Source organism: Hymenobacter sp. PAMC 26628, from assembly GCF_001562275.1.
In the GTDB taxonomy this organism is placed as follows: Bacteria; Bacteroidota; Bacteroidia; order Cytophagales; family Hymenobacteraceae; genus Hymenobacter.
Genome location: NZ_CP014304.1, coordinates 2363354 through 2385701, shown reverse-complemented (window position 1 = coordinate 2385701; position 22348 = coordinate 2363354). Strand labels below are relative to the sequence as shown.

Below are 22348 nucleotides of genomic sequence, written 5' to 3'. Positions count from 1 at the left end.
TTGTGAATAGAATTGTGGAAGCTGCAAAACAAAAAATTATTCCTGTATAAATCTATTGATCAATAAATAATAATGGATTTTACCGCGCCCGACACGATAATATAAAAGTTGTTTAACAAATTTTAATACACACTTACACAATCGATTATGTTCCTCTCAGGCTATGAAAAAATTGTTGCTTGCTGCCTTGCTGTTGGTGGGCCGCGGGGCTGTGGCCCAAATGGCCCCGCTGGCTATTCCCATTCACGACCCGGTGCTGGCCCGGCAAAATGGCACGTACTACCTGTTCGGCACGGGCAACGGCATTACGGTGTGGTCGTCGAAGGACCGGCAGCACTGGACGGCCGAGGCGCCCGTGTTTGCGGCGCCGCCGGCGTGGGCAGTGCGGGCGGTGCTAGGCTTCAAAGGACACATTTGGGCCCCCGACATTTCGCTGGCCAACGGGCAGTACAGCTTGTTCTACTCCGTCTCCACGTTTGTCAAAAACCGCTCGGCCATCGGGCTGGCCACCAACAAAACGCTGGACCCGAAATCGCCCGATTTTAAGTGGGTGGACCACGGCGAGGTGGTCGCCTCGGTGCCCGGCCGCGACCTGTGGAACGCCATCGACCCCATCCTCGTGCGCGATGAACAAGGCACGCCGTGGCTGGCCTTCGGCTCGTTTTGGAACGGCATCAAGCTGGTGCAGCTGCGGCCCGACCTGGGCGGGCCGGCCGTGCCCGCGCAGTAGCGCACGCTGGCCCGCCGCCCCCGCGCCGCCACCCTGGCCGATTCGCTGCCCGGCGACGGAGCCATCGAGGGGCCGTTCGTGTTCCGGCACGGCGGCTACTACTACCTGTTTGCCTCGTTCGATTACTGCTGCCGGGGCCCTCAGAGCACCTACAAGATGGTGGTGGGCCGCGCCAAGGCCGTCACGGGCCCCTACCTCAACCAGGCCGGCACGCCCATGGAGCAGGGCGGCGGCACGCTCGTGCTGCAAGGCGACGCCAATTGGTTTGGGGTGGGCCACAACGCGGTGGTGAGCTTCGACAACGCCGATTACCTGGTGTTCCACGGCTACGACGGCCACGGTAACGGCCGTCCCAAGCTGCGCATCGAGCCCCTGGCCTGGGGCCCCGAGGGCTGGCTCACGGTGGCCCCAGCCGCTAAATAAGTCTAGTTATCAGTTGCTCGTTGTCAATTGTTGTAGAAGGCAGTTCGCGCTACAGCCCAACTGCCTTCTACAACAACTGATAACTGGCAACGAGCAACTGACAACTCCAGTCATCCTTCATAATCTCATGCAGAACAATACGTTAAGCAAATCTGCGCTGGCGTTGGCCGGGGCCCTGGTCCTGCTGCTGGCGGCCCCGGCGCAGGCCCAGGGCCCCGCCGCGGCGCCGGCCGCCGGCGGCAACCCCGTCATCAAAACCAAGTACACCGCCGACCCCGCCGCCATGGTGCAGGGCGGCACGGTGTACCTCTACACCGGCCACGACGAGGCCCCGAACGACCAGGAGCGCTACGTGATGCACGAGTGGCTGTGCTTCTCCTCGACCGACCTGGTGCAGTGGACCGAGCACCCGGTACCGCTGAAAGTCAGCGACTTTGCCTGGGCCAAGGACGACGCCTGGGCCTCGCAGGTGATTGCCCGCAACGGCAAGTTTTACTGGTACGCGGCCGTGGAACACGGCACCGTGCGCGGCAAAGCCATCGGGGTGGCGGTGGCCGACAACCCGGCGGGGCCCTTTAAGGATGCCCGCAGCTCGGCGCTGATTACCAACGACATGACGGAGAGCAAGATCATCTGGGACGACATCGACCCCACGGTCGTCATCGACGCCAAGGGCTAAGCCTACCTGTTTTGGGGCAACACTAATTGCCACTACGCCAAGCTCAAGGCCAACATGACGGAGCTCGACGGCCCCATTATGACCGTGACTGGGCTGCCGCGCTTCACGGAGGCGCCCTGGGTGCACCAGCACAACGGCTGGTACTACCTGAGCTACGCCACCGAATTCCCCGAAAAAATCGCCTACGCCATGAGCCGCAGCGTGGAGGGCCCCTGGCAGTACAAGGGCATTTTGAACGAGTTGGTCGGCAACAGCAACACCAACCACCAGGCCATCATCGACTTCAAGGGCAAGTCGTACTTCATCTACCACAACGGCGGCATGGACGTGCACGGCGGCAGCTTCCGCCGCTCGGTGTGCATCGATTACCTCAACTACAACGCCGACGGCCCCATCAAGCGCGTGCAAATGACGACCGAGGGCGCGCCGCCGGCCAAGTAAATTAGGGCCCCCGCATGGCCAGTGCAGAGACAGTGCAGAGCCAGTAATGAATAAGGCCGTCATGCCGAGCGCAGCGAAGCATCTTTTCCGCAGCAGTAACCATAATTAGTTACGCGGGAAAGATGCTTCGCTGCGCTCGGCATGACGGCCTTTTCTGGCCTTTTTAGGCATACAAGCACGCAGGCATATAAGTAATTGTAAGCCCGCTGTTTAGGCCCTAATTCGCTGAAAGCCGGAAGGCGGCCGGGGTGCGGCCGGTTTTGCTTTTGAACAGGCGGCTGAAGTACTGCGGGTACTCGAAGCCCAGCCGGAAGGCCGTTTCGTTGACGGTGAGCGAGGTGCTGAGCAGTAGCTGTTTGGCCCGCTCGATGAGGGCCTGGTGGATGTGCTGCTGCGTATTTTGGCCGGTGAGGGAGCGCAGCAAGTCGCTGAGGTAGGCCGGCGACACGTGCAGGGCGTTGGCGAAGTGCTGCACGGTGGGCAGCGCCTGCTCGCCGCCTTGGGTGAAATAGGCGGCCAGCAGCGCCTCGAAGCTGCTGAGCAGGTCGTGCTCGGCGGGCCGGCGCGTGAGGAACTGCCGGTGGTAGAAGCGGTTGGCGTAGTTAAGCAGCACGTCGAGCTGCGACACCAGCACGTCCTGGCTGAAGCCGTCGGTGGGCTGGTTGTACTCCAGCCGGATGCTGTGCAGTACGCCATCGATCATGGTTTCCTCGCGGGCCGAGAGGTGCAGCGCCTCGTGCACCTGGTAGGAAAAAAAGCCGTAGCCGGCAATTTTCTGGGCCAGCGGGTACTTGTGCAGCAGGTCGGGGTGAAACACCAGCATCCAGCCGCTGAGCTCCGACGTGTCCACGGCCTCGGTGGCCTCGCACACCTGGCCGGGCGCGTAAAACGCCAGCACGCCCTCGCTGAAATCGTAGGCGCGGTGGCCGTATTGCAGGCTGCCTTTCAGGTTTTTCTTCAGCGCGATGATGTAGAGCTGCCGAAACGCCGGCCCGGCCGGCGGCGCCGGGGCCCCGCGGTGCTGGGCCAGGTCGATGACGGTGAACAGCGGGTGCGCCGGGCTCGGAAACCCAAAGTGCTGGGTGAAATCCGATACCGTAGCCAGCTGGCGGAAGTCTTTGGCAGTGTGTTTCATAAGACGAATTTAGGGTTAAACGTGCCGCGCCAGAAAAGACGATATTTCCGCGTCCAGCTCCCCGTGAAAACGGGCCCGGTCGAAGCCCGGCGGGCCTTGCGAGGGCGGGAAATCGGGGCTGACCCGCGCCGTCGGAAATGGACTTAGGAAGGAAAAATGGCCGGCGTTGGCTACTACCCGGTGCGTGAGCCGGGCCGGGTTGGGCACCCCGTCTCGCACCAGCTGCGCGTATTCGGGGGGCGTGTGGGCGTCGTGCTCGGCCGAGAGCAGCAGGATGGGCGCTTGCACCTGGCGCAGGGCCCCCGGGTGACTGAACCACCCCGTGGCCGGCGCCAGCAGCACCAGGGCCCGCACGCGCCCATCGGCTACGGTAGCCACCGGCTCTGGGGCCCCGGCCGGCGACTCCCGGGGCCCCGTCATCGGCTGGCCGCCCGCCAGGGCGAGAGCCGCGTACCCGCCCATCGAGTGGCCGACAATTGCCACGGCGTTAGGCTTCAATACAGCTGCGAATTGCGGGTGGTGGAGCAACGCATCAGCGGCCAGTTGGAGGTGGTGGGGGCGGGCCACCAGGTTTTGGGCGGTGTACTCCCAGGTATTGTTGCCGCGGTGGTTGAAGGGGTGTTCCGGCAGGCCCACCACGAACCCGTGGCGGGCCAGGTAATGGGCCAGCGTGCGGTACACCAGCGGCGTACTGCCGCCGCCGTGCGACACCAGCACCAGCGGCCACGGGCCGGCTTTGGGCGGGGCCCTTAGCGCGACGTTCAGCTCGTAGGGCCCCAGGATTTCCGGCCGGCCCGGGGTGTTGCTGGGGTATAGCACCGTCAGTGGGAAGCTCAGGTTCATCGTCTTATCCTCGACGGCCAGCACGTCGTAGCCTACGTAATCGTTCATCTTGGCTGTTTTAACGGCAAGTACGCCCCGCGCAACGGCACTTCCCAGCCGGGCCGCCGCGCGGGGCCCTAAAACCCGGCCGGGTACGCGGCGCCGGCCGCGCTGCCCACCGGCATAATGGCGTCGAGGGCCCCCAGCTCGGCCGCGGTAAGTACGATGCTGGTGGCGTCGACATTGGCCTCCAGGTACTTGCGGCGCTTGGTGCCGGGGATGACTACTACGTCCTGCGCCAATACCCAGGCCAGGGCCAGTTGCGCGGCCGTCACGCCCTTGGCGGCGGCCAGCGTTTGCAGCTTCTCCACCAGGGCCAGGTTTTGGTAGAAATTTTCGCCCTGGTAGCGGGGGAAGAAGCGGCGCGAATCGTTGGCTTCGAAGTCGTCGGGGGTCTTGATTTCGCCCGACAAAAAGCCCCGGCCCAGCGGCGAGTAGGCCACGAAGCCGATGCCCAGGTCGCGCGTGGCCTGCACGATGCCTTCGTCCTCCACGCGGCGGTCGAAGAGCGAATATTCCGATTCGAGAGCCGAGATGGGGTGCACGGCGTGGGCCCGGCGCAGCACATCGGCCGGCACTTCGCTCAGGCCCAGGTAGCGCACCTTGCCCGCTTCCACGAGGCGGCCCATAGCGCCCACGGTTTCCTCGATGGGGGTGGCGGGGTCCACGCGGTGCAGGTAGTAGAGGTCCACGTAATCGGTGCCGAGGTTGCGCAGCGAGCGTTCGATGGACTTGCGCACGTACTCGGGGCGGCCGTTGTAGCCGCCGGTCCAGTTTTCGGCGTCGTCTACTTCAAAGCCAAACTTGGTGGCGATGGTGAACCGGTCGCGCCGGCCGGCGATGGCGCGGCCCACCAGGCGCTCGTTCGACATAGGGCCGTAGAGGTCGGCCGTGTCGAGCATGGTCACGCCTAGCTCCAGGGCCCGGTCGAGGGTGGCGAGGCTCTCGGCTTCGTCGGCCGCGCCGTACACGCTCATGCCGTTCACGCCGCCCGTCATGCCCATGCAGCCCAGGCCTTCGACGGATACTTGCAGTCCTTGGCTGCCCAAGGCTACTTGCTTGATGAGATTCATAATGCGTAGGATGTGATGCTTGATAAAGCGGGTTGCTCTACTATGCAAAGGTCTGGGCGCGTCCCGGTGCCCCGGCTACACAAACCGCGGTTTGTGGTATACAAAACGCCGCTCTGGGGCCCCCGTTGTGGGATTGCCGAGGTCCTTGGAGGCTAGTCTAATGGGTAACCCAGGCTGCGCTTTGCATGACGGCCTAAGCGGACCAACCCTTAGTGCCTATACAGCTAGGAGGTTGTCATTCCGACGAAGGAGGAATCTGGGTAAAGCCGGTGACAATCCTCAGATCCCTTCTTCGTCGGAATGACAACCTCCTATTCACGCTGGGGCCCTACTGCCAGCCCGCCACGGGGTGGCCGCCGAAGATGCCGCGGTTCACGGCCGGCCCGAAAATAGGGTAGGGGAAGGTGGGCTCGGGCGCGCTGGCCTCGGTTAGGGCCCCCAGCTGCGCGGGCGTGAGGCGTAGGTCGAGCGCGGCCACGTTGTCGGCCAGCTGCGCCGTTTGGCTGGCGCCGATGATGAGCGAACTTACGCCCGGCTGCGCCGCGGCCCAGGCCAGCGCCACCTGCGCCAGCGGCTGGCCGGCCTCGGCTGCCACCGTCCGCAGCGCATCGAGTACGGCCCAGTTGCGGTCGGTGAACTTGCTGTTGCCAAACGGGTTGGGGCCGGTGAGGCGGCCTTCGCCGGTGGCCCCGGCGCCATCGCGCTGGTACTTGCCGGCCAGAAAACCCGCCGCCAGTGGGCTCCACGGCACGATGCCCAGGCCCAGGGCGCGGGCGGCGGGCACGTACTCGCGCTCGATGGTGCGCTCCACGAGCGAATATTCGAGCTGCATGGCCACGGGGCCCGGCACGGCGTGCGTGGCGGCCAGCGTAGCCAGTTGGGTGGCGTACCAGGCGGGCATGTCGGAGAGGCCGAAGTAGCGGATTTTGCCGGCCCGCACCAGGTCGCCGAGGGTTTGCAGCACCTCGTCGGCGGGCGTCACCGCGTCCCAGGCGTGCAGGTAGTAAAGGTCCAGGTAGTCGGTTTTCAGCCGGCGCAGGCTGCCTTCCAGGGCCCTATAAATGTTTTTGCGGCCGTTGCCGCCGCCGTGGGGGTTGCCGGCCTGGTCGTTGAAGCCAAACTTGGTGGCCAGCACCAGCCGGTCGCGCAGGCCGCGCGCGGCCACGTAGCCGCCCAGCAGCTCCTCGCTGCGCCCGCCGGCGTACACGTCGGCGGTATCGATAAAATTGCCGCCGCCGTCGACGTACCCGTCAAAAATGGCCTGCGAAACGTCGTCGGCCGAGCCCCAGCGCTGGGTGCCAAACGTCATGGTGCCCAGGGCAAGCGGGCTGACTACCAGGCCAGAGCGGCCCAGGGTTCGGAAATTGGTAAGGGACATAAAACGCGGTTGGCAAAGGGTGGAGGAAGGGCCCCGGCCGCAGCCGCCGGGGCCCCGCAAAGGTGCGGGCGCAACCCGAGGAACCGGCTACACAAACCGCGGTTTATCGAATACAAAACGCGGCGGGCCCCCGTTGTTCAGCTTGCCCGACGAGCAAGCTGAACAACGGGGGCCCAACGGGCGCCTGGTTTGCGCAGGGGCGGCAATTTGCCGGTTGCTTTTACTCCGCCGTAAGCTCCAGCACGTGGCTGGTGAGGGCTTTGGCTTCGGGGTCGCTCACGAGCACGCCTACTTTCAGCAGGTAGTCGCCGGAGTAGGTCCGGCCGTTGGCGGGCAGCGCCGACTTTTGGCCGGGCATCAGGTTGATTTCGGTGAGGCGGTAGCGGCGGGCGGGGTCGAGGCCCTGGAGCTGCACGGGCAACACCGTTTCGTGGAAGCGCGTGCGCAAGTTGTAGCTGAACAGCACGGCTTTCTGCTGGTTGTCGCCCACGTACATCAGCGCGGCCTGGTTGCCCTCGTAGGGCGAGCGCAGCTTATACAGGTCGCCCTGGCCCACCACGGGCCCCAGGCGCCGGTTGTCCTTCACGGCCTGCTGGCTGAATTGCAGCTCGGCGGGCGTCATTTTGGCCACCTCAATGTCGTAGCCCAGCTTGCCCATCATGGCCACGTCGGTGCGGAACTTCAGGGTTTGCTGCTGGTTCCAGTTCGTGACGTGGCTGGCCAACGCGTTGGACGGGAAGAAGTTGAGGAAGCCCCACTGGATGTATACCCGCTCCAGGGCGTCGGTGTCGTCGCTGGGCCAAAACTCGGTAAAGTACTTCAGTCCGCCGTAGTCGGCCCGGGCCCCGCCGCCCGAGCACAGCATCATGGGCACGTGCGGGTACTTCTGGCGCACGCGCTCCAGCACGCGGTACAGGCCCCGCACGTAGTCCACGTATAGGTGCGACTGATCCTTGCCTAAGTACTGCGAGTACCCGTTGGTAATCATGCGGTTGCAGTCCCACTTGAGGTAGGCCGCGCCCTGGCCCAGCTGCGCGTCCACGATGCCGTACACGAAATCCTGCACCTTGGGATTGGCCAGGTCCAGCACCAGCTGGTTGCGGTAGTAGTCCTCGGGGCGGCCGGGCAGCTTCAGCACCCAGTCGGGGTGTTTCTCATAAAGCTCGCTCTTGGGGTTCACCATTTCGGGCTCGATCCAGATGCCGAACTTGATGCCTTCCTTGGCGGCGGTTTGCACCAGGTGGCCCACGCCGTGGGACAATTTGGTAGTGGTGGGCTGCCAGTCGCCGAGGCCCTGGCCGTCGTCTTTGCGCGGGTACTTGTTGCCAAACCAGCCGTCGTCGAGCAAAAACAAGTCCACGCCCAGCTTGGCCGCGTCGCCCATCAGGGCGTCCAGCTTGGGCTCGTCGAAGTTGAAAAACGTGGCCTCCCAGTTGTTGAGCAGCGTGAGGCGGGGCAGGGTGCCGTCGAGCACACCGCCCTGCTGGCGGGCCCAGCGGTGCAGGTTGCGCGCGGCCAGGCCCTTGCCCTGGGTGCTGTAGGTGAAGATGAACTCGGGCGTGACGAACGGCTGCCCGGCCGGCAGCGTGTACTCGGAGGCGTAGGGGTTAATGCCGGCCGACACGCGCAGGGCCTGCTCATTATCCAGCTCAAAGGCCAGGCGGAAATTGCCCGTCCAGGCCAGGGTGCCGGCCAGTACGTCGCCGGTGGTTTCGGTGGCCAGCCGGTCGAGCGAGAGGAAAAACGAGGGCGTCTGGTACATGCCGGCGCGGGTGCCGAGCTTGGTATCCAGCACTTTCACGCCGCTGGTGAGCTGGCTTTCTTGCTGCTGGCCCTCCTCGGCCCAGTCGCCGTGCAGCTGCGTCAGCCAGTAGTGCGGGGCCTCGAAGTGCAGCATGGCCGAGGCGTAGTTGGTGAGCACTACGGGTTTTTTCTCGCGGTGCACAATCTCGGTCCAGGTCTTGATGACGTCCTCGCGCTGGTAAGCCACGAAGTGCAGCTGCACCTCCACGGGGTACTTGGGGTCGCGCAGGCGCACGGTGGTCGTGGTGGCCTCGTCGCTGGTTTTGGCGGTTTCCACGCCCGCGAAGGCCAGGGCCAGGCCGGGGTTGCCGTCGGCATGCACCACGCGCAGGGCGGGCTCAAACAGGTTGTCGGTGCCGGCGGGCGGGTAGGCCTCGTGGCGCTGGGGCAGCGCCTGGTACTCGGCGGCCGCGGCCAGCCGGGGCCCCAGGTAGGTTTGGTAAAGCTTCTGGTTTTTGCCCACGGCCAGCACCAGGCTCACGTGCGCGGTTTCGACGACGATGGGCGGGGGGGCGTCCTGGGCCCGGGCGGCAAGGGGCATGGCGATTAGCAACCAGTAAAAAACGCGGCGAACTCTCATCAACGGGTAGTTAAACGAATAATTGGACGGGCCCCGGCGGGTTTACTTGCCCGCCTTGGGCCGGGAAATCCGGTAGAAACCCGCCCCGTGCCGCCGAATGTAAGGCGCAAAGCTGCCGCTCAGGGCCCCAGGGTGCGGCCGCTCCACAGGTCCTGCACGGTGCAGCCGGCGGGCAGGCCCAGCTCGGCTAGCGCCACGGGCACCTGCGCCGAGTCGGTGGGCGCGGGCCGAAACGGTCTTTTGGTGAACACTAGCGCCTGGAACGTGCCGCCGGTGTTCTGCCCCGCGGCGGCCTGGTCGAGCCCCACGGTGGCCGTGAAGCGCGCGTAGCCGGCCGGCACGTCGTATTCAATAATGGAGTTGGCGTGGGTGCCGATGCCGGCCGCGTAGGTTTTGCCGGCCACCCGCAGGGGCCCCCGCTCACGCTTTTATCCACCGTGGCCTGGCCCCAGCCGGCGGTGGCCGTGCGCCAGGGCAGCGTATTAAGGGCCAGGGTTTTGCCCGCGGCGTCAGTCAGTACAGGGTTCAACCAGTCGGCGTGGTCCCAGGCGGTGCCGTCGCCGCCGTCGCGCACGTTCAGGTAAAGCTTTTGGGCCCCGGTGATGTCCACGTCGAGCTTGGCCTGGGGCCCCTGGCGGTTGAGGAGCGGGCTGCTGGCCGCGGCTTCGGCGGCGGGGGCCAGGTCCTGGTCCTGGGCATTGAAGAGGGCCAGGAACTTGTCGCCGGTTTTGGGGTCGTCGGCCACCCAGCCCACCAGGTTGCCGCGCCGGAACAGCTGGCGGTTGTGGGTGCTCAGCTTGTTCACGGCCAGCACGCGCGGGTTGGTGAGGAGCGCCAGCGTGGCCGGCGTGTTGCTGGGCAGGTCGCCGCCGAACATCAGCGGCGAGCGGAAAATGCTCCACAGCGTCAGCAACGTGCGCTGCTCGTCCGTCGTGAAGCGGGTTTGGCGGTCGTCGCCGCGCTCGGCCCGGATGCCCAGGCGGCCCAGGGGCAGCATGTCGGCGTCGGACCAGGCCCCGGGCGTGATGTAGGGGGCCCCGCGGGCGCACACCGCGAAGTGCTCCTTGAGCTGCTCCCAGCTGTCCCAAAAGTCGCCCACGGTGCGCCACAAGTTGGCGTGTTGCTGGGCGTGCCGGGCGTCGGCAATCGGGGTTTCGCCGGGCGACATGCTGAACACGATTCGGCGGCCCGTGCGGTCGATGGCCTTGCGAATCAGCTCGATTTCGCCCGTGTGGTAGGGCTCCGAGAAGTCGTCGATTTTCACGAAATCCACGCCCCAGGCGGCGTACAGCTCAAACAGCGAGTTGTAGTATTCCTGGGCCCCGGGCCGGGTGGGCACCACTGTGTACACGTCGTGCAGCCAGGCAGCCTGGCCGTCGGTGCTGTAGATGTCGGCCGCCGTCAGCTTGGTGCCCTTGATGGGCAGCTTGCGCTGCACCGCAATAACGGGCACGCCGCGCATGAGGTGAATGCCGAATTTCAGGCCCCTGGCGTGCAGGTAATCGGCCAGCGGCTTGAAGCCTTTGCCGCCCGCCGCGGACGGAAACCGATTGGGCGCGGGCACGAAGCGGCCGTAGGCGTCAATGTTCCAGTCCGGGTCTTTCTCGTTGTAGCCGTGGGCCGTGTCGTTGCCCACGTACCACCGGATGTCCACCACCACGTACTCCTAGCCGCTGCTTTTCAGGTACTTGGCCATGTAGTCGGCGTTGGCCTTGGTTTCGGCCTCCGTCACGGTGGGGCCGTAGCAGTCCCAACTGTTCCAGCCCATGGGCGGCGTGGGGGCCCACTGGTGGAAGTCGGCTTTGGGGGCTGCCTTTTGGGCCAGCGCGGGGGCAGCGCTGCCCAGGGCCCAAACGCCGCCGAGCAAGAGGTTACGCAGTCGGTTCATTCGCTAAAAAAAAGGCGGCGGGCCGCGCCGTAGCGCAGCGGCCCGCCGCCGTGAAAGTATGCAGGCTCGTGCGGGGCCCTATTTCTTCTTGCCCCAAATGGCCGTGCCGTTGTTGTCGAGGCCGGTGAAAATGATGCTGGCTTTCTTGTTCTCCCAGTCGCGGCCCTTTTGCACGTACACCGGGGCGCTGGTGCCGTTGCCGAAGCGCAGCGTGAGCCAGGGCGCGGTGTAGGTCCAGGTGCCGGTGCTGGCGCCGCCAAACGTGCCGTCGGCGGCCAGCGTGAGGGCGGTGCTGTACTGGAAGTTGGGCGTGAGCTGCTCGTTGCCGTAGCCGGGAATGACGATGTAGTTGAGCGTGATTTGCTCCCAAGTGCCTGCTAAGTCGGCCGGGGCCACGGCGCTGTTGTCTTCGCCGGCGTAGCGCTCGGGCGAGACAACCGGCCAGCCCAAAGGCGTCCAGAAAATCTTGCGCACGTGCAGGTCCATGTAGTACGAGTCGATGCCCGGCCGGCCCTGGTGGGCCATGTAGTACCGCCCGTTGCCGTCGCTGAACACGCCGCAGTGGCCCGTGCCCTGCCAGCCGCTGTGGCCCTCAAACTGGTAAGGCGCCAGAATCATCGGCCCGTGGTCCTCCGCCAGGTTGAGGTCGCGGCCCCGGAAATCAAGGAAAGGACCGGTGGGCGAATCGGACCGGCCCACGCGCACGTTGTACTTGGTCTGGAGCCAATCGTAGGAAATAAACAAGTAATACTTGCCCTGTTCCTTGTTGTAGATAATTTCGGGGCCCTCGATGTTGCCGTTGATGGCCGTGCCGGTGAAGCCGCGCTGGGCAATGCGGGGGCCCCGGTCGCCGGTCACGGCGTTCAGGCCGGTGGCGGCGTCGAGTTTCACCACGTGGATGCCGTCGAAAGCCGAGCCGTAGTACAGGCGGTGCTGCCCTTGCTGGTCGATAATCACCGTGGGGTCGATGCCGTTGGTGATGCCGGCTGACGAGTTGTCGGTGGTCACCACCAGGCCCTTCTCCGTCCAGGGCCCCGTGGGCGAGCTGGCCGTGGCCAGGCCGATGGTGCTCAGCTTGAACACGTTGGACGCCAGCGAGTAGTACAGGCGGTATTCGCTGCCCACCTTCAGCACGTAGGGGCCCACAGCAGTTTGTTGGGCACGCCGCCGCGCTGCGTGATGTAGGCCACGCCCAGCGGCGGGAGGCCCTTGAGCGCCCAGCCCACGAACTCCCACTGCACCAGGTCCTTCGAGCGGCGTATCTGCAAGCCGGGCGTCAGCGCGGCGTCCGAAATGCCGTAGCCCACGTCGGTGCTGTACATATAGTAGTAGCCGTCGTCGTCCTTGATGACGGCCGGGTCGTGCACGTTGTAGGGCCCCCACTGCGCCGACGATCCCAGCGCCGCCACGTTGGCGTAGGTGTCGGTGATGTTGTTGATGTCGAACGCGGCTGGCGTGGGGGTGGGCACCGTGGGCGTGGGCAGCGCGGGCGTAGCGGCGGTTTCCTCCTTTTTGCAAGAAGACACGCCGAGCAGCAACCCAACCAGCAGGCCGCTCCAGCGCAGCGGAGTAGAAACGGGCTTCTCCATGGGAATTTTTCGGGTAGGAAAGGAAGGTGACGAAGCTATTTAGGGATTGGTGAGGCGTTGTATCAGCGCGTCAAGTATCACGTCATTAAAGCATTATACCATTAGCCCGTCATGCTGAGCGCAGCCGAAGCATCTCTACCGCTGACTAACCATTGATTACTGCTGCGGGAGAGATGCTTCGGCTGCGCTCAGAATGACGGGCTTTTTCCAATCAGCCATTACCAGCCGGGGCCCTATTTCTTGCCCGCCACCCGCAGCACCGTGAAGGAGTTGGGGGCCAGCGTATAGCTGAGCGTGGTTCCGCTCACGGCGAAGGTCGATTCCTGCGGGGCGAGCTTTTTGGGCTCTTTGAGGCTGTTCTGGGTTTGCAGGTCGGCGCTGGCCATGGTTTGGGCGCGGCCGGTTTTGCCCAAGCCCTTGGCGCCGGCCAGGTTGATTTTCACCGCGCGTGGGCTGGTCGAGTAGTTCACCAGCTTCACCACCACGTCGCCGGCCGCGGCGTCGGCCACGGCGCTGGCGAAGAGGTTATCGGTGCCGTTTTTGGCGCCGCCGGGCATGGTTACGGGCAGCACGTTGGTGCCCTTGTTGAGGGCGTACATCTTCTGCACGTAGTAGCTCGGCGAGCCGTATGCGTTCAGGTTGTCGAACCAAATCATGTCCGGCGTCCACTGCCAGGCGTCCACGTTGGCGAAGAGCGGGGCGTAGCTGGCCATGCCCACCACGTCGGCGTTGCGCTCCAGGCCGGTCATAAAGGCGGCCTCGGAAATGGCGCAATCCCAGGTGTTTTTGTTGTCGGGGCTGCCGATGGCGACGCTCTGGGCGGCGTACTCGCCGGCGAAGATTTTGGGCCCCGTGCGGGCGTACTTGTCGTAGCGGCCCACGTTCTGGCGGAACCAGTCGGCCTTGGCGTAGTAGTGCTCGTCTACGTACTCGGCCTTCAGCTCGCCCAGGCGCTTGCTGGCCTTGTCGAACAGCTCGCCGTCGGGTGCGGGGCCCGCGCTGCTCACGATTTTCATGTTGGGGTACTTGGCCTTCAAGGCTTTGGCAAACGGCTCGTAGCGCTCCAGGTACTGGGGGCCCCACTGCTCGTTGCCGATGCCGAGCATCTTCAGGTTGAAGGGCGTGGGGTGGCCCATGGCCGCGCGCTTGGCGCCCCAGGGGCTGCTGGCCGGGCCGTTGGCAAATTCCACCAGGTCCAGCGCGTCCTGAATAAACACGTCCAGCGACGGGTCGCCAGTGCCGGCCGCTGGGGCCCCGGTACCCTCGGCGTTGGGGCCGCCCTTGGTGCTGGCGGTGCCCATCGGGGCCAGTTCGCCCGAGTTGAACTGGCAGGCCATGCCCACGTTCAGAATCGGCAGCGGCTCGGCCCCAATGTCTTCCGACAGCTGGAAATACTCGTAGAAGCCCAGCCCGAACGACTGGTAGTAGTCGGGCGTCGAGCGGTGCTTGAACTCCATGTTCCAGCGGTTGACGAGCGGCGTGCGCGCGGCCACGTCGCCGATGGTTTCCTTCCACTGGTAGCGTTCCGACAGGGTGCGTCCCTCCACAATGCAGCCGCCGGGGAAGCGTAGGAAGCCGGGCTTCATGTCCTTGAGCAGCTGCACGAGGTCGGGGCGCAGGCCGTTTTCGCGCTTCATCCAAGTGTCTTTCGGGTAGAGCGAGGCCACATCGAGGTCCACGGTGCCGGTGCCGTTCAGCACCAGCTTCAGATGCGCTTTGTTGAGGGTGGCGCTGGGCTTCAGCACCACCGTGTAGCGCTGCCACTGGCCGGTGAAGCCCGTGACGGGCGCGGTGGCCAGCGGCTGGTTTTTCTCGCCCACAATCACCGCCGTGAGGCCCGTGATGCTGCCGGGGCCCCGCCGGGCGTAGAAGGAAAGCGTGTACTCGCCGCCCGCCTTCACGCCCATGCCGCGGAAGCCTTCGTTCTCGATGCCGGCCTCGCCGGGGGCCCCGGCGCGGGTGGTCAGGCGCACGTAGTGCGGGTTGGCGGCGCTCACGCCCTGCTCGTTGCGCACGGCGTAGGCGTCGAGGTTGGCCGCGCCCTGTATTGGCCCGCCAGCCGATGAGCGGGGCGTCAATTTCGAACGACTTGTTCTTCACCAGCTCGGGGTAGAGGCCCCCGTCGGCGGCGAAGTTGATGTCCTCGAAAAACAGGCCGTACATGTTCTTGTTGACGGCTGCGCCGGGCTTGTTCACCTGCACGGTGAGGGCCACGGGCGCGGCGGTTTGGGCCCCGGCGGGGCTCCCGGTGAGGGCCCCGAGCAGGGCCAGGGAAGGGGCAAGTACGGCGGTTTTAGCGGTGGGAATACGCATGGTAGGGAGGAATGTCAGGGTTCAGATGTGAGAAAAAAGGCTGTCATTCTCGTCTAGCGTCCGCAGTTAGCCCCGGAAGGCCACTTCGTTGTAGCGCAGCTCATTTTTAAACGTGCGCAGCTTGGTGTCCTCGTCGATAATCAAAAACTCGATGCCGGCCATCTCGGCAAAATCTTCCAGGTACTCCGCGGTCAGGTTTTGGCTGAAGCCGGTGTGGTGGGCGCCGCCGGCTAGTATCCAGGCGGCGAGGCCGGTTTTCATGTCGGGGTGCACCTTCCAGAGCACGCGGGCCACGGGCAGGTGGGGCAGGTCGTGCGCGGGCGCCACGGCCTCCACGGTGTTCACAATCATGCGGAAGCGGTTGCCCAGGTCGATGATCGTGGCGTTGAGGGCCGGGCCGGCGGGGCAGTTGAACACCAGGCGCACGGGGTCTTCCTTGCCGCCAATGCCCAGCGGGTGCACCTCGGCGCGCACCTGGCCCTCGGCGATGCTGGGGCAGATTTCGAGCATGTGCGAGCCCAGCACCAGGTTGTTTTCGGGCGCGAAGTGGTAGGTGTAGTCCTCCATAAACGAGTTGCCGCCGGGCAGGCCGGCGCCCATCACCTTCATGGCGCGCACCAGGGCCGAGGTTTTCCAATCGCCCTCGCCGCCGAAGCCGTAGCCGTCGGCCATCAGGCGCTGCGTGGCGATGCCGGGCAGCTGCTTCATGCCGTGCAGGTCCTCAAACGTGTCGGTGAAGCCCTTGGCGTTGCGCGCTTCCAAGAACTGGCGCATCCCGGCCTCGATGCGGGCGGCGTCGCGCAGGCTCGCGCGCTGGGGCCCCCCGGGCTTCAGGCCGTCGGCCAGCTCGTACTCCGTTTCGTAGGTCGCCACTAGCTCGTCCACCTGCGCCTCGGTCACGGCGTCTACCACCGCCACCAAATCGCCGATGCCGTAGGTGTTCACCTCGTAGCCGAACTTGATTTCGGCCTCCACTTTGTCGCCTTCCGTCACGGCCACGTAGCGCATGTTGTCGCCGAAGCGCACGAAGTGGGCCCCCTGCCAGTCGGCCCAGGCGCAGGCCACGCGGCTCCAGATGCTGAGGCGCTCGTGCACGTCGGCGCTCTGCCAGTGGCCCACAATCACCTTGCGGTTCAGGCGCATGCGGGTGCCGATGAAGCCAAACTCCCGGTCGCCGTGCGCCGATTGGTTGGTGTTCATGAAGTCCATATCGATGTCGGCCCACGGAATGTCGCGGTTGAACTGCGTGTGCAGGTGCGCCAGCGGCTTCTGCAATATTTTCAGGCCGTTGATCCACATTTTGGCCGGCGAGAAGGTGTGCATCCAGGCAATGAGGCCCACGCAGTTCTCCGTGGTGTTGGCCTCCTGCATCAGCTTGTAAATCTCGGCGGGGCCCGTCAGCACGGGCTTGTACACGATTTTGATGGGCAGCTGGGTGCCAAACTCCGCGGCAATTTGCTGCGAGTGCTGGGCGACTTGCTCCAGGGTTTCGGGCCCGTAGAGGTGCTGGCTCCCGGTGATGAACCAGGCTTCGTAGTGCGAAATGTCAACCATGAGTACTAAAAAACTAGGCGGTCATGCTGAGCGCAGCCGAAGCATCTCTACTGCTCAACTAATCAGAATTACTGCCGCAGTAGAGATGCTTCGGCTGCGCTCAGCATGACGTTCAATAAGGAAAAGTTAGGACTGCCCGTAGTAAGAATTCGCGCCGTGCTTGCGCTCGTAGTGCTTCTTAATCAGCGCGTCTTTGAGCCGCGGTACGCCGGGGCGCAGGGTGCTGCTGAGGTAGGCCATGCGGGCCACTTCCTCCAGCACCGCGCTGTTGTACACGGCTTTCTCCACGGTGGGGCCCCAGGTAAAGGGCGCGTGGTTGGCGAGCAGCACCATTTCCACCTCGTCGGGCGCAAGGCCGCGGCGGGTGAACTCATTCATGATTTGCCAGCCGGTTTCGTGCTCGTAGTCGCCGGCAATCATGTCGTCGGCCATGGGCGGGGCGCAGGGCACGTCGGCCGTGAGGTGGTCGGCGTGGGTGGTGCCCAGCACCGGAATGTCGAGCTGCGCCTGGGCCCACGCGGTGGCGTAGGTGCTGTGCGTGTGCACGATGCCCCCAATGTGCGCCCAGTGTTTGTAGAGCACGGCGTGGGTTTTGGTGTCCGACGACGGCCGCTTGGTGCCTTCCACAATGCGGTTGTCGAAGTCCACAATCACGATGTCCTCGGGCCGGAGCGCGACGTAGGGCACGCCGCTGGGCTTGATGGCGAACACGCGGTTTTCGCGGTCCACCACGCTGGCGTTGCCAAAAGTGAAGAGCACCAGCCCGAGGGCCGGCAGCTGCATGTTGGCGTCGTAGCAGGTCTGCTTCAGGGCTTGGTACTGGCTCATGCGGTGGTCACGGCTTGGGTTTCGGTTTCCGCCACGGGCGCGGCGGGGCCGGCCGTGGTGCTTTCCACGAAATGGCCCAGGGCCTGGTACTGGGCGTAGCGGGCGGCGTAGTCGGCCACGCGGGCGGGGTTGGGGGCGTAGGTTTCGGCAAAGCCGCTGCCCAGCGCCTTTTGGGCGGCCAGCACGTCGGGGTAAATACCGGCGGCCACGGCCGCGTACATGGCCGCGCCCAACGCCGGCGCCTGCTCCGAGACGGCAATTTTGATGGGCCGGTCGAGCACGTCGGCCAGCGTCTGCATCACGAAGGCCGACTTCTTGGCCACGCCACCGATGCCGATGACTTGCTTGATTGGAATGCCTTCCTGCTCAAACCGCTCCACAATCTGCTTCGAGCCGTAGCAAATGGCTTCCACCAGGGCCCTAAAAATCTGGGGCGCCGAGGTGCCCATCGTCAGGTTCGTCAGGGCCCCCTTCAAAGCTTGGTTAGCGTCGGGGGTACGACGGCCGTTCACCCAGTCCAGGGCCAGCACGCTGCTCTCGGCGGGGTCCACTTCGGCCGCGGCTTGGGTGAGGCGGCGCAGCAGGTTGTCGCTCAGCTCCTGGCGCAGGGCCCCCAGCTGGTCGGCGCTGAGCACCTTCGATTCCGTGAGGCCGGCCTGCAGCGGCCACTCCAGCATGTTGCGGAACCAGGCCAGCAGGTCGCCAAAGGCCGATTGGCCGGCTTCCAGGCCCAGCATGCCGGGGATGACCGAGCCGTCGACCTGCCCGCAGATGCCCTGCACGAGGTGGTCGCCCACTTCGGCGGTGGGGGCCACCACAATGTCGCAGGTGCTGGTGCCCATCACCTTTACCATGGAGTAGGACTCTATCTCGCCCGCCACGGCTCCGGCGTGGGCATCGAACGAGCCTACGGCTACTACGGTGTTGGTGGTCAGCCCCAAACGAGCGGCCCACTCTTCGGAAAGGTGGCCGGCTACTTCGTCGGCGGTGTACGTTTCCGTGAATAATCGATTGTGCAGTCCGGCCAGCTTCGGCTCCAGGAAATCGAGGAACTGCTGCGGGGGCAGGCCGCCCCAGCTCGCGTGCCACATGGCCTTGTGGCCCGCGGCGCAGCGGCTGCGCTTGAAGCTGGCCAGCTCGCCGCCGGTCAGCAGCAGCGTTACCCAGTCGCAGTGCTCCATCCAAGAGTGCGCGGCCTGGGCCACGGCGTCGTCTTCGCGCACGATGTGCATAATTTTCGCCCAGAACCACTCCGAGGAGTAGATGCCGCCTTCGAACTTGGTGTAGTCCTCGCCGCCCCAGGTGCGGGCTTTGTGGTTGATTTCAGCGGCTTCGGCCAGGGCGGTGTGGTCTTTCCAAAGCACAAACAGCGCGTTGGGGTTCTCGGCAAACTCGGGCAGCAGGCCCAGGGCCACGCCGTCGGCGTTCACGGGGCCCGGCGTCGAGCCAGTAGTGTCCACGGCCAGGCCCACCACTTCGGTAGGGTCGGCCACATGGGCCAGTACCTGCTTGATGGTGGTTTCCAGGCCCTCGATGTAGTCGAGCGGGTGCTGGCGGAAGCGGTTCTTGGTGGCGTTGCAGTAGGCGCCGCGCTGCCAGCGCGGGTAGTAGTGCACGGCCTGCGCGACTTCGGCGCCGGTGTGGGCATTTACCAGCAGGGCGCGCACCGAGTCGGTGCCGTAGTCGAGGCCAATGACGTAGGCCGGCGAGGCGGTTTGTTCTGGCACGAGGGTATTAATTATGAATTAAAAATTATGAATTATGAATTAAAAATTATGATTGTCCGGTTGAAAAAGAGCCATTCGACTATCGTTGCCGATCTACCTATTTTCAATTCACAATTCATAATTTTTAATTCATAATTATCCCTTATTTCCGCACCCCAAACGTGTAGGTGGTGGTGGTGTGGTAGGTTTCGCCCGGCTTCAATTCCGTAGTTGGGAACTTGGGCTGGTTGGGCGAGTCGGGGAAGTGCTGGGTTTCGAGGCAGAAGCCAGCGTGCTTGCCGTACACGGTGCCGTTGTGGCCCGTCAGGGTGCCGTCGAGGAAGTTGCCGGTGTAGAACTGCACGCCGGGCTGGTCGGTGCTCACTTCCAGGGTGCGGCCCGAGGCGGGGTCGTACACGGTGGCGGCGCTGTGCTGGCCGGTGGTTTTGTTTAGCACCCAGTTGTGGTCGTAGCCGCCGGGCACCTGCGCAATTCGCTCGCCGATGGCGTGGGGCGCGGTGAAGTCAAACGGCGTGCCCTTAACGGGGCGCAGCTCGCCGGTCGGAATCAGGGTGGCGTCGACCACGGTGTAGCGGTCGGCGGGCAGGGTTACCTCGTGGGCCAGCACGTCCTTGCTCTGGCCCAGGCTCAGGTTGAAGTAGGCGTGGTTGGTGAGGTTGAGCACCGTGGCCTTGTCGGTGGTGGCGGTGTAATCGAGGCGCAGGCCGTTGTCGTCGGTGAGGGTGTACACCACCGTCACGTCGAGGGCCCCGGGGTAGCCTTCCTCGCCGTCCTTGCTCAGGTACTTGAGCGTCAGGCTCTGGCCGTCGGTCGAGCGGGCGGGCGTGGCCGTCCAGATTTTCTGGTTGAAGCCCGACTTGCCGCCGTGCAGCGAGTTGGGGCCATTGTTGGTGGCCAAGGAGTACGTCTTGCCCCCCAAGGTGAATTTACCGCCCTTGATACGGTTGCCGTAGCGCCCAATCAGGGCCCCGAAGTAGGGGTTCGACTTCACGAAGGCGGGGCTCTGGTAGCCGCCTACTTCGTCGAAGCCCAGCACCACGTCGCCGGTTTTGCCGTTCTTGTCCGGCACCTGGATGCGGGTGATGGTACCGCCGTAGCTACTGATGGTCACCGTCATGCCGTGGGCGTTGGTGAGGGTGAACAGACGGGCTTCGGTGCCGTCGGTGGTTTTGCCGAAGGAAGCGGACGTGGGCATGGCAGCGGAAGGGGTGCGAACGGAATCGGTGGCGGCAGTGGGGGCCCCAGCAGTGTTTTGCTGGGCGGAAGGCTGCGAGTTGCAGGCGGCTAGCAGCAGCAAGCTGCCGAGGCTGCCCGCCCCGAGGCGACGGAAGTGGGTCATGGGAAACGGAAACGTGAAGGTGAGAAACCACGGCGGGTCCGCCGCAGAACCCAAAACAACGGCTTTTTTTCTATTAAACGGTGGGCTCCTTCGCCCGCACGCCACCAGTGCCAAGCCCGCAAAGGGCCCGCCCGGAGCACGGGCGGGCCCCTGCGGCCGGGTGGCTAGTAACCGGGGTTCTGCTTGACGCCCGGATCAATGTCGATGTCGTTCTGGGGAATCGGCATATACTTGGAAACGCCCAGCCGGAAGTTAGTAAAGTCGGAGTCGCGGGTAATCAGGTCATTGAGGCCGGCTTGGTTATCCAGCAGGCCCCAGCGGTTGATGTCGAACCAGCGCTGGCCCTCGCCAGCCAGCTCGCGGCCGCGCTCGGTGCGCATGTACAGGCGCAGGCTGGTTTGGTTGTAGTTGGCGGCGCTGATGGGGGCCAGGCCCATGCGCTGGCGCACCTGGTTCACGAGGGGCACGGCGGTGGCCGTTTGGCCCAGCTCGTTCAGGGCTTCGGCTTGCAGCAGCACGTCGGCGTAGCGAATCACGCGTAAGTTGATGCCCGAGGTGAAGTTTTCGGGCGTTGTGCGGGTGCGGTCGTTCAGGTTCAGGCCGTATTGCAGCTTGGGGTAGGGGGTACCGGTGTATACCCGGTCTTTGCTGTCAATCACGCCGTCGTCGTTGGTGTCGGCATACTTCACATCGCCAGCCGAGGCGTAGGGCTGGATGATCTTACCCGCGGTGTTTTTGTAGGCATTGACTTCGTCCTTCGACTGAAAAATGCCAGAAAACGGAATCAGAAAAACTCGCCCACGGGTTAGCCCACCGTCGTGCTCGTAATGCCGGCGCCGTCGGGCAGGGCTTGGCCGGCAATGGGCAGCGCCGTGACCCGGTTTTTTAAGGTCGTCAGCGTGAAGTCGGCCTCGTAGGTGAAGGCATTCTTTGTTTCGTGGTAGCCCAGGGCCAGTTCAAAGCCCCGGGTTTCGAGGTTGCCGGCGTTCTGCACCGGGTTACCGCCGAAGTTGCCCAAGTACACTGGCAGCACCAAGGGGGCCAGGGCATTGCGCGTTTCGGAGATGTAGTCGGCCGATAAGCTCAGGCGGTTGTCGAGGAAGGCCACGTCCAGGCCGACGTCCTTGGTGCGGCGCTCCTCCCATCGAATGTCGGGGCTGGGCAGGCGCAGCAGCGTCGAGCCGTTGACGATGGTCTGGTTCGTGCCCAGCACGTAGTTCACACTCTGGGCAATGGTGGGCGCGGTCAGGTAAGCGCCGTTGTAAGCCCCGGTTAGCTGCTCGTTGCCAATGATGCCAAAGCTGGCCCGCAGCTTCAGGTTGCTCACCGCCGGCAGGGCGTTTTTGAAAAACTCCTCTTCGCTGATGCGGTAGCCCAGCGAGGCCGCTCCGAAGTTAGCGTAGCGGTTTTGCGGCGTAAAGCGCGACGAGCCGTCGCGCCGGAAGCTGCCCGGCACCGGGTAGCGGTTCTTGTAATCGTAGGTGACTTGCGAGAAGTATGAGCGCCGGGTGATTTCGCTTTCGGTGCCCGTCACCACGCCCGTGGTTTGGCCGGAGCTAAGCTGGAAGTAATACTGCGGCACCGACGTGAACCCCTGGGTTTGGGCGCTGGTGTTGTGGTATTTAGTGTCCTGCTCCGAGTAGCCAATCAGCGCATTTACGTGATGTTCGCCGATGCTTTTGTTAAAGTTCAGCGTGTTCTCAGCCATCAAAAACACGTCGTAGCCTTGGAATTCACTCAGCGACGAGGCGTTGATGGGCGTATTTTGACGCAGGATACCGGCCTGTTGGGCGTCGGCGTTATTGTACGTGTGCCCATCGATGGCCAGGTTCAGGCGGTACGTCAGAAAATCGAAGATGGAGTAGTCAACGGTGAAGTTGCCGGCCAAGCGATTGTCCGACTGCGTGCGGCGCAGCAGCGACTGGGCCCCCACCGGGTTGGTAGCGAACGTGTTTTGCGTGGTGCTGCCGGTACCAAAGCCGCCCT

The 22348-nt window shown here is 64.5% G+C and carries 15 protein-coding genes and 4 pseudogenes; 2 read left to right on the top strand and 17 right to left on the bottom strand.

Annotated elements, in window-relative coordinates; translation table 11 throughout:
- The first annotated feature begins 163 nt into the window (after positions 1-163).
- Positions 164-1153 (top strand): annotated as a pseudogene (locus tag AXW84_RS10410) (arabinan endo-1,5-alpha-L-arabinosidase).
- 127 nt (positions 1154-1280) lie between these two features.
- A pseudogene (locus AXW84_RS10405) lies at positions 1281-2273 on the top strand (glycoside hydrolase family 43 protein).
- Positions 2274-2490: 217 nt separating this feature from the next.
- Here AXW84_RS10405 and AXW84_RS10400 read toward each other — a convergent pair.
- The 17 genes and pseudogenes from AXW84_RS10400 to AXW84_RS10325 all read right to left on the bottom strand — a co-directional run.
- Positions 2491-3408 carry a helix-turn-helix domain-containing protein gene (locus AXW84_RS10400; protein WP_068232410.1) on the bottom strand — a complete coding sequence of 306 codons (918 nt, stop codon included), beginning with the start codon at positions 3406-3408 and terminating at the stop codon, positions 2491-2493.
- Between the two features lie 15 nt (positions 3409-3423).
- On the bottom strand, positions 3424-4299 hold the full coding sequence (locus AXW84_RS10395) for an alpha/beta hydrolase family protein (protein ID WP_068232407.1): 876 nt from the start codon (positions 4297-4299) through the stop codon (positions 3424-3426).
- A 68-nt stretch (positions 4300-4367) separates the two neighbouring features.
- Entirely contained in the window at positions 4368-5363 is a 996-nt protein-coding gene (locus AXW84_RS10390; RefSeq protein WP_068232404.1) for an aldo/keto reductase, read from the bottom strand.
- Between the two features lie 328 nt (positions 5364-5691).
- A complete protein-coding gene (locus AXW84_RS10385) occupies positions 5692-6741 on the bottom strand; it encodes an aldo/keto reductase (protein WP_068232401.1) in 1050 nt (349 codons plus the stop codon).
- Between the two features lie 220 nt (positions 6742-6961).
- Entirely contained in the window at positions 6962-9085 is a 2124-nt protein-coding gene (locus tag AXW84_RS10380; protein WP_204248442.1) for an alpha-galactosidase, read from the bottom strand.
- A 158-nt stretch (positions 9086-9243) separates the two neighbouring features.
- Positions 9244-9480: a hypothetical protein gene (locus tag AXW84_RS10375; protein ID WP_442905611.1), complete on the bottom strand. Its 237-nt coding sequence runs from the start codon at positions 9478-9480 to the stop codon at positions 9244-9246.
- A complete protein-coding gene (locus AXW84_RS10370) occupies positions 9375-10784 on the bottom strand; it encodes an NPCBM/NEW2 domain-containing protein (RefSeq protein WP_068232390.1) in 1410 nt (469 codons plus the stop codon). Before AXW84_RS10370 ends, AXW84_RS10375 begins: the two co-directional genes overlap by 106 nt.
- Before the next feature lie 6 nt (positions 10785-10790).
- Positions 10791-11012 carry a hypothetical protein gene (locus AXW84_RS25510; RefSeq protein ID WP_068232387.1) on the bottom strand — a complete coding sequence of 74 codons (222 nt, stop codon included), beginning with the start codon at positions 11010-11012 and terminating at the stop codon, positions 10791-10793.
- A 78-nt stretch (positions 11013-11090) separates the two neighbouring features.
- Positions 11091-11498 (bottom strand): lipocalin-like domain-containing protein, encoded by a 408-nt coding sequence (locus tag AXW84_RS26515; protein ID WP_442905610.1) that lies wholly within the window; start codon positions 11496-11498, stop codon positions 11091-11093.
- Between the two features lie 12 nt (positions 11499-11510).
- Positions 11511-12334: pseudogene (locus AXW84_RS26510) on the bottom strand (arabinan endo-1,5-alpha-L-arabinosidase); the annotation flags it as partial.
- Positions 12335-12834: 500 nt separating this feature from the next.
- A complete protein-coding gene (locus AXW84_RS10355; protein WP_068232384.1) occupies positions 12835-14679 on the bottom strand; it encodes an alpha-L-arabinofuranosidase C-terminal domain-containing protein in 1845 nt (614 codons plus the stop codon).
- A gap of 301 nt (positions 14680-14980) precedes the next feature.
- On the bottom strand, positions 14981-16468 hold the full coding sequence (araA, locus tag AXW84_RS10350) for an L-arabinose isomerase (RefSeq protein ID WP_068232382.1): 1488 nt from the start codon (positions 16466-16468) through the stop codon (positions 14981-14983).
- A gap of 126 nt (positions 16469-16594) precedes the next feature.
- Entirely contained in the window at positions 16595-17296 is a 702-nt protein-coding gene (locus tag AXW84_RS10345; RefSeq protein WP_068232379.1) for an L-ribulose-5-phosphate 4-epimerase, read from the bottom strand.
- Positions 17293-19023: a ribulokinase gene (locus AXW84_RS10340; protein ID WP_068232376.1), complete on the bottom strand. Its 1731-nt coding sequence runs from the start codon at positions 19021-19023 to the stop codon at positions 17293-17295. Before AXW84_RS10340 ends, AXW84_RS10345 begins: the two co-directional genes overlap by 4 nt.
- A gap of 142 nt (positions 19024-19165) precedes the next feature.
- Positions 19166-20218: an aldose epimerase family protein gene (locus AXW84_RS10335; RefSeq protein WP_068239221.1), complete on the bottom strand. Its 1053-nt coding sequence runs from the start codon at positions 20216-20218 to the stop codon at positions 19166-19168.
- Positions 20219-20526: 308 nt separating this feature from the next.
- Positions 20527-21051: a RagB/SusD family nutrient uptake outer membrane protein gene (locus tag AXW84_RS10330; RefSeq protein WP_068232373.1), complete on the bottom strand. Its 525-nt coding sequence runs from the start codon at positions 21049-21051 to the stop codon at positions 20527-20529.
- A 116-nt stretch (positions 21052-21167) separates the two neighbouring features.
- Positions 21168-22322 (bottom strand): annotated as a pseudogene (locus AXW84_RS10325) (TonB-dependent receptor domain-containing protein); the annotation flags it as partial.
- Between the last annotated feature and the right edge of the window lie 26 nt (positions 22323-22348).

What these genes read in the sequence shown, in the direction of transcription:
- AXW84_RS10400 (WP_068232410.1), bottom strand. Translation starts at nt 3,408, where the DNA reads ATGAAACACACTGCCAAAGACTTCCGCCAGCTGGCTACGGTATCGGAT.
- AXW84_RS10395 (WP_068232407.1), bottom strand. Translation starts at nt 4,299, where the DNA reads ATGAACGATTACGTAGGCTACGACGTGCTGGCCGTCGAGGATAAGACG.
- AXW84_RS10390 (WP_068232404.1), bottom strand. Translation starts at nt 5,363, where the DNA reads ATGAATCTCATCAAGCAAGTAGCCTTGGGCAGCCAAGGACTGCAAGTA.
- AXW84_RS10385 (WP_068232401.1), bottom strand. Translation starts at nt 6,741, where the DNA reads ATGTCCCTTACCAATTTCCGAACCCTGGGCCGCTCTGGCCTGGTAGTC.
- AXW84_RS10380 (WP_204248442.1), bottom strand. Translation starts at nt 9,085, where the DNA reads ATGCCCCTTGCCGCCCGGGCCCAGGACGCCCCCCCGCCCATCGTCGTC.
- AXW84_RS25510 (WP_068232387.1), bottom strand. Translation starts at nt 11,012, where the DNA reads ATGAACCGACTGCGTAACCTCTTGCTCGGCGGCGTTTGGGCCCTGGGC.
- AXW84_RS26515 (WP_442905610.1), bottom strand. Translation starts at nt 11,498, where the DNA reads ATGGACCTGCACGTGCGCAAGATTTTCTGGACGCCTTTGGGCTGGCCG.
- araA (WP_068232382.1), bottom strand. Translation starts at nt 16,468, where the DNA reads ATGGTTGACATTTCGCACTACGAAGCCTGGTTCATCACCGGGAGCCAG.
- AXW84_RS10345 (WP_068232379.1), bottom strand. Translation starts at nt 17,296, where the DNA reads ATGAGCCAGTACCAAGCCCTGAAGCAGACCTGCTACGACGCCAACATG.
- AXW84_RS10335 (WP_068239221.1), bottom strand. Translation starts at nt 20,218, where the DNA reads ATGCCCACGTCCGCTTCCTTCGGCAAAACCACCGACGGCACCGAAGCC.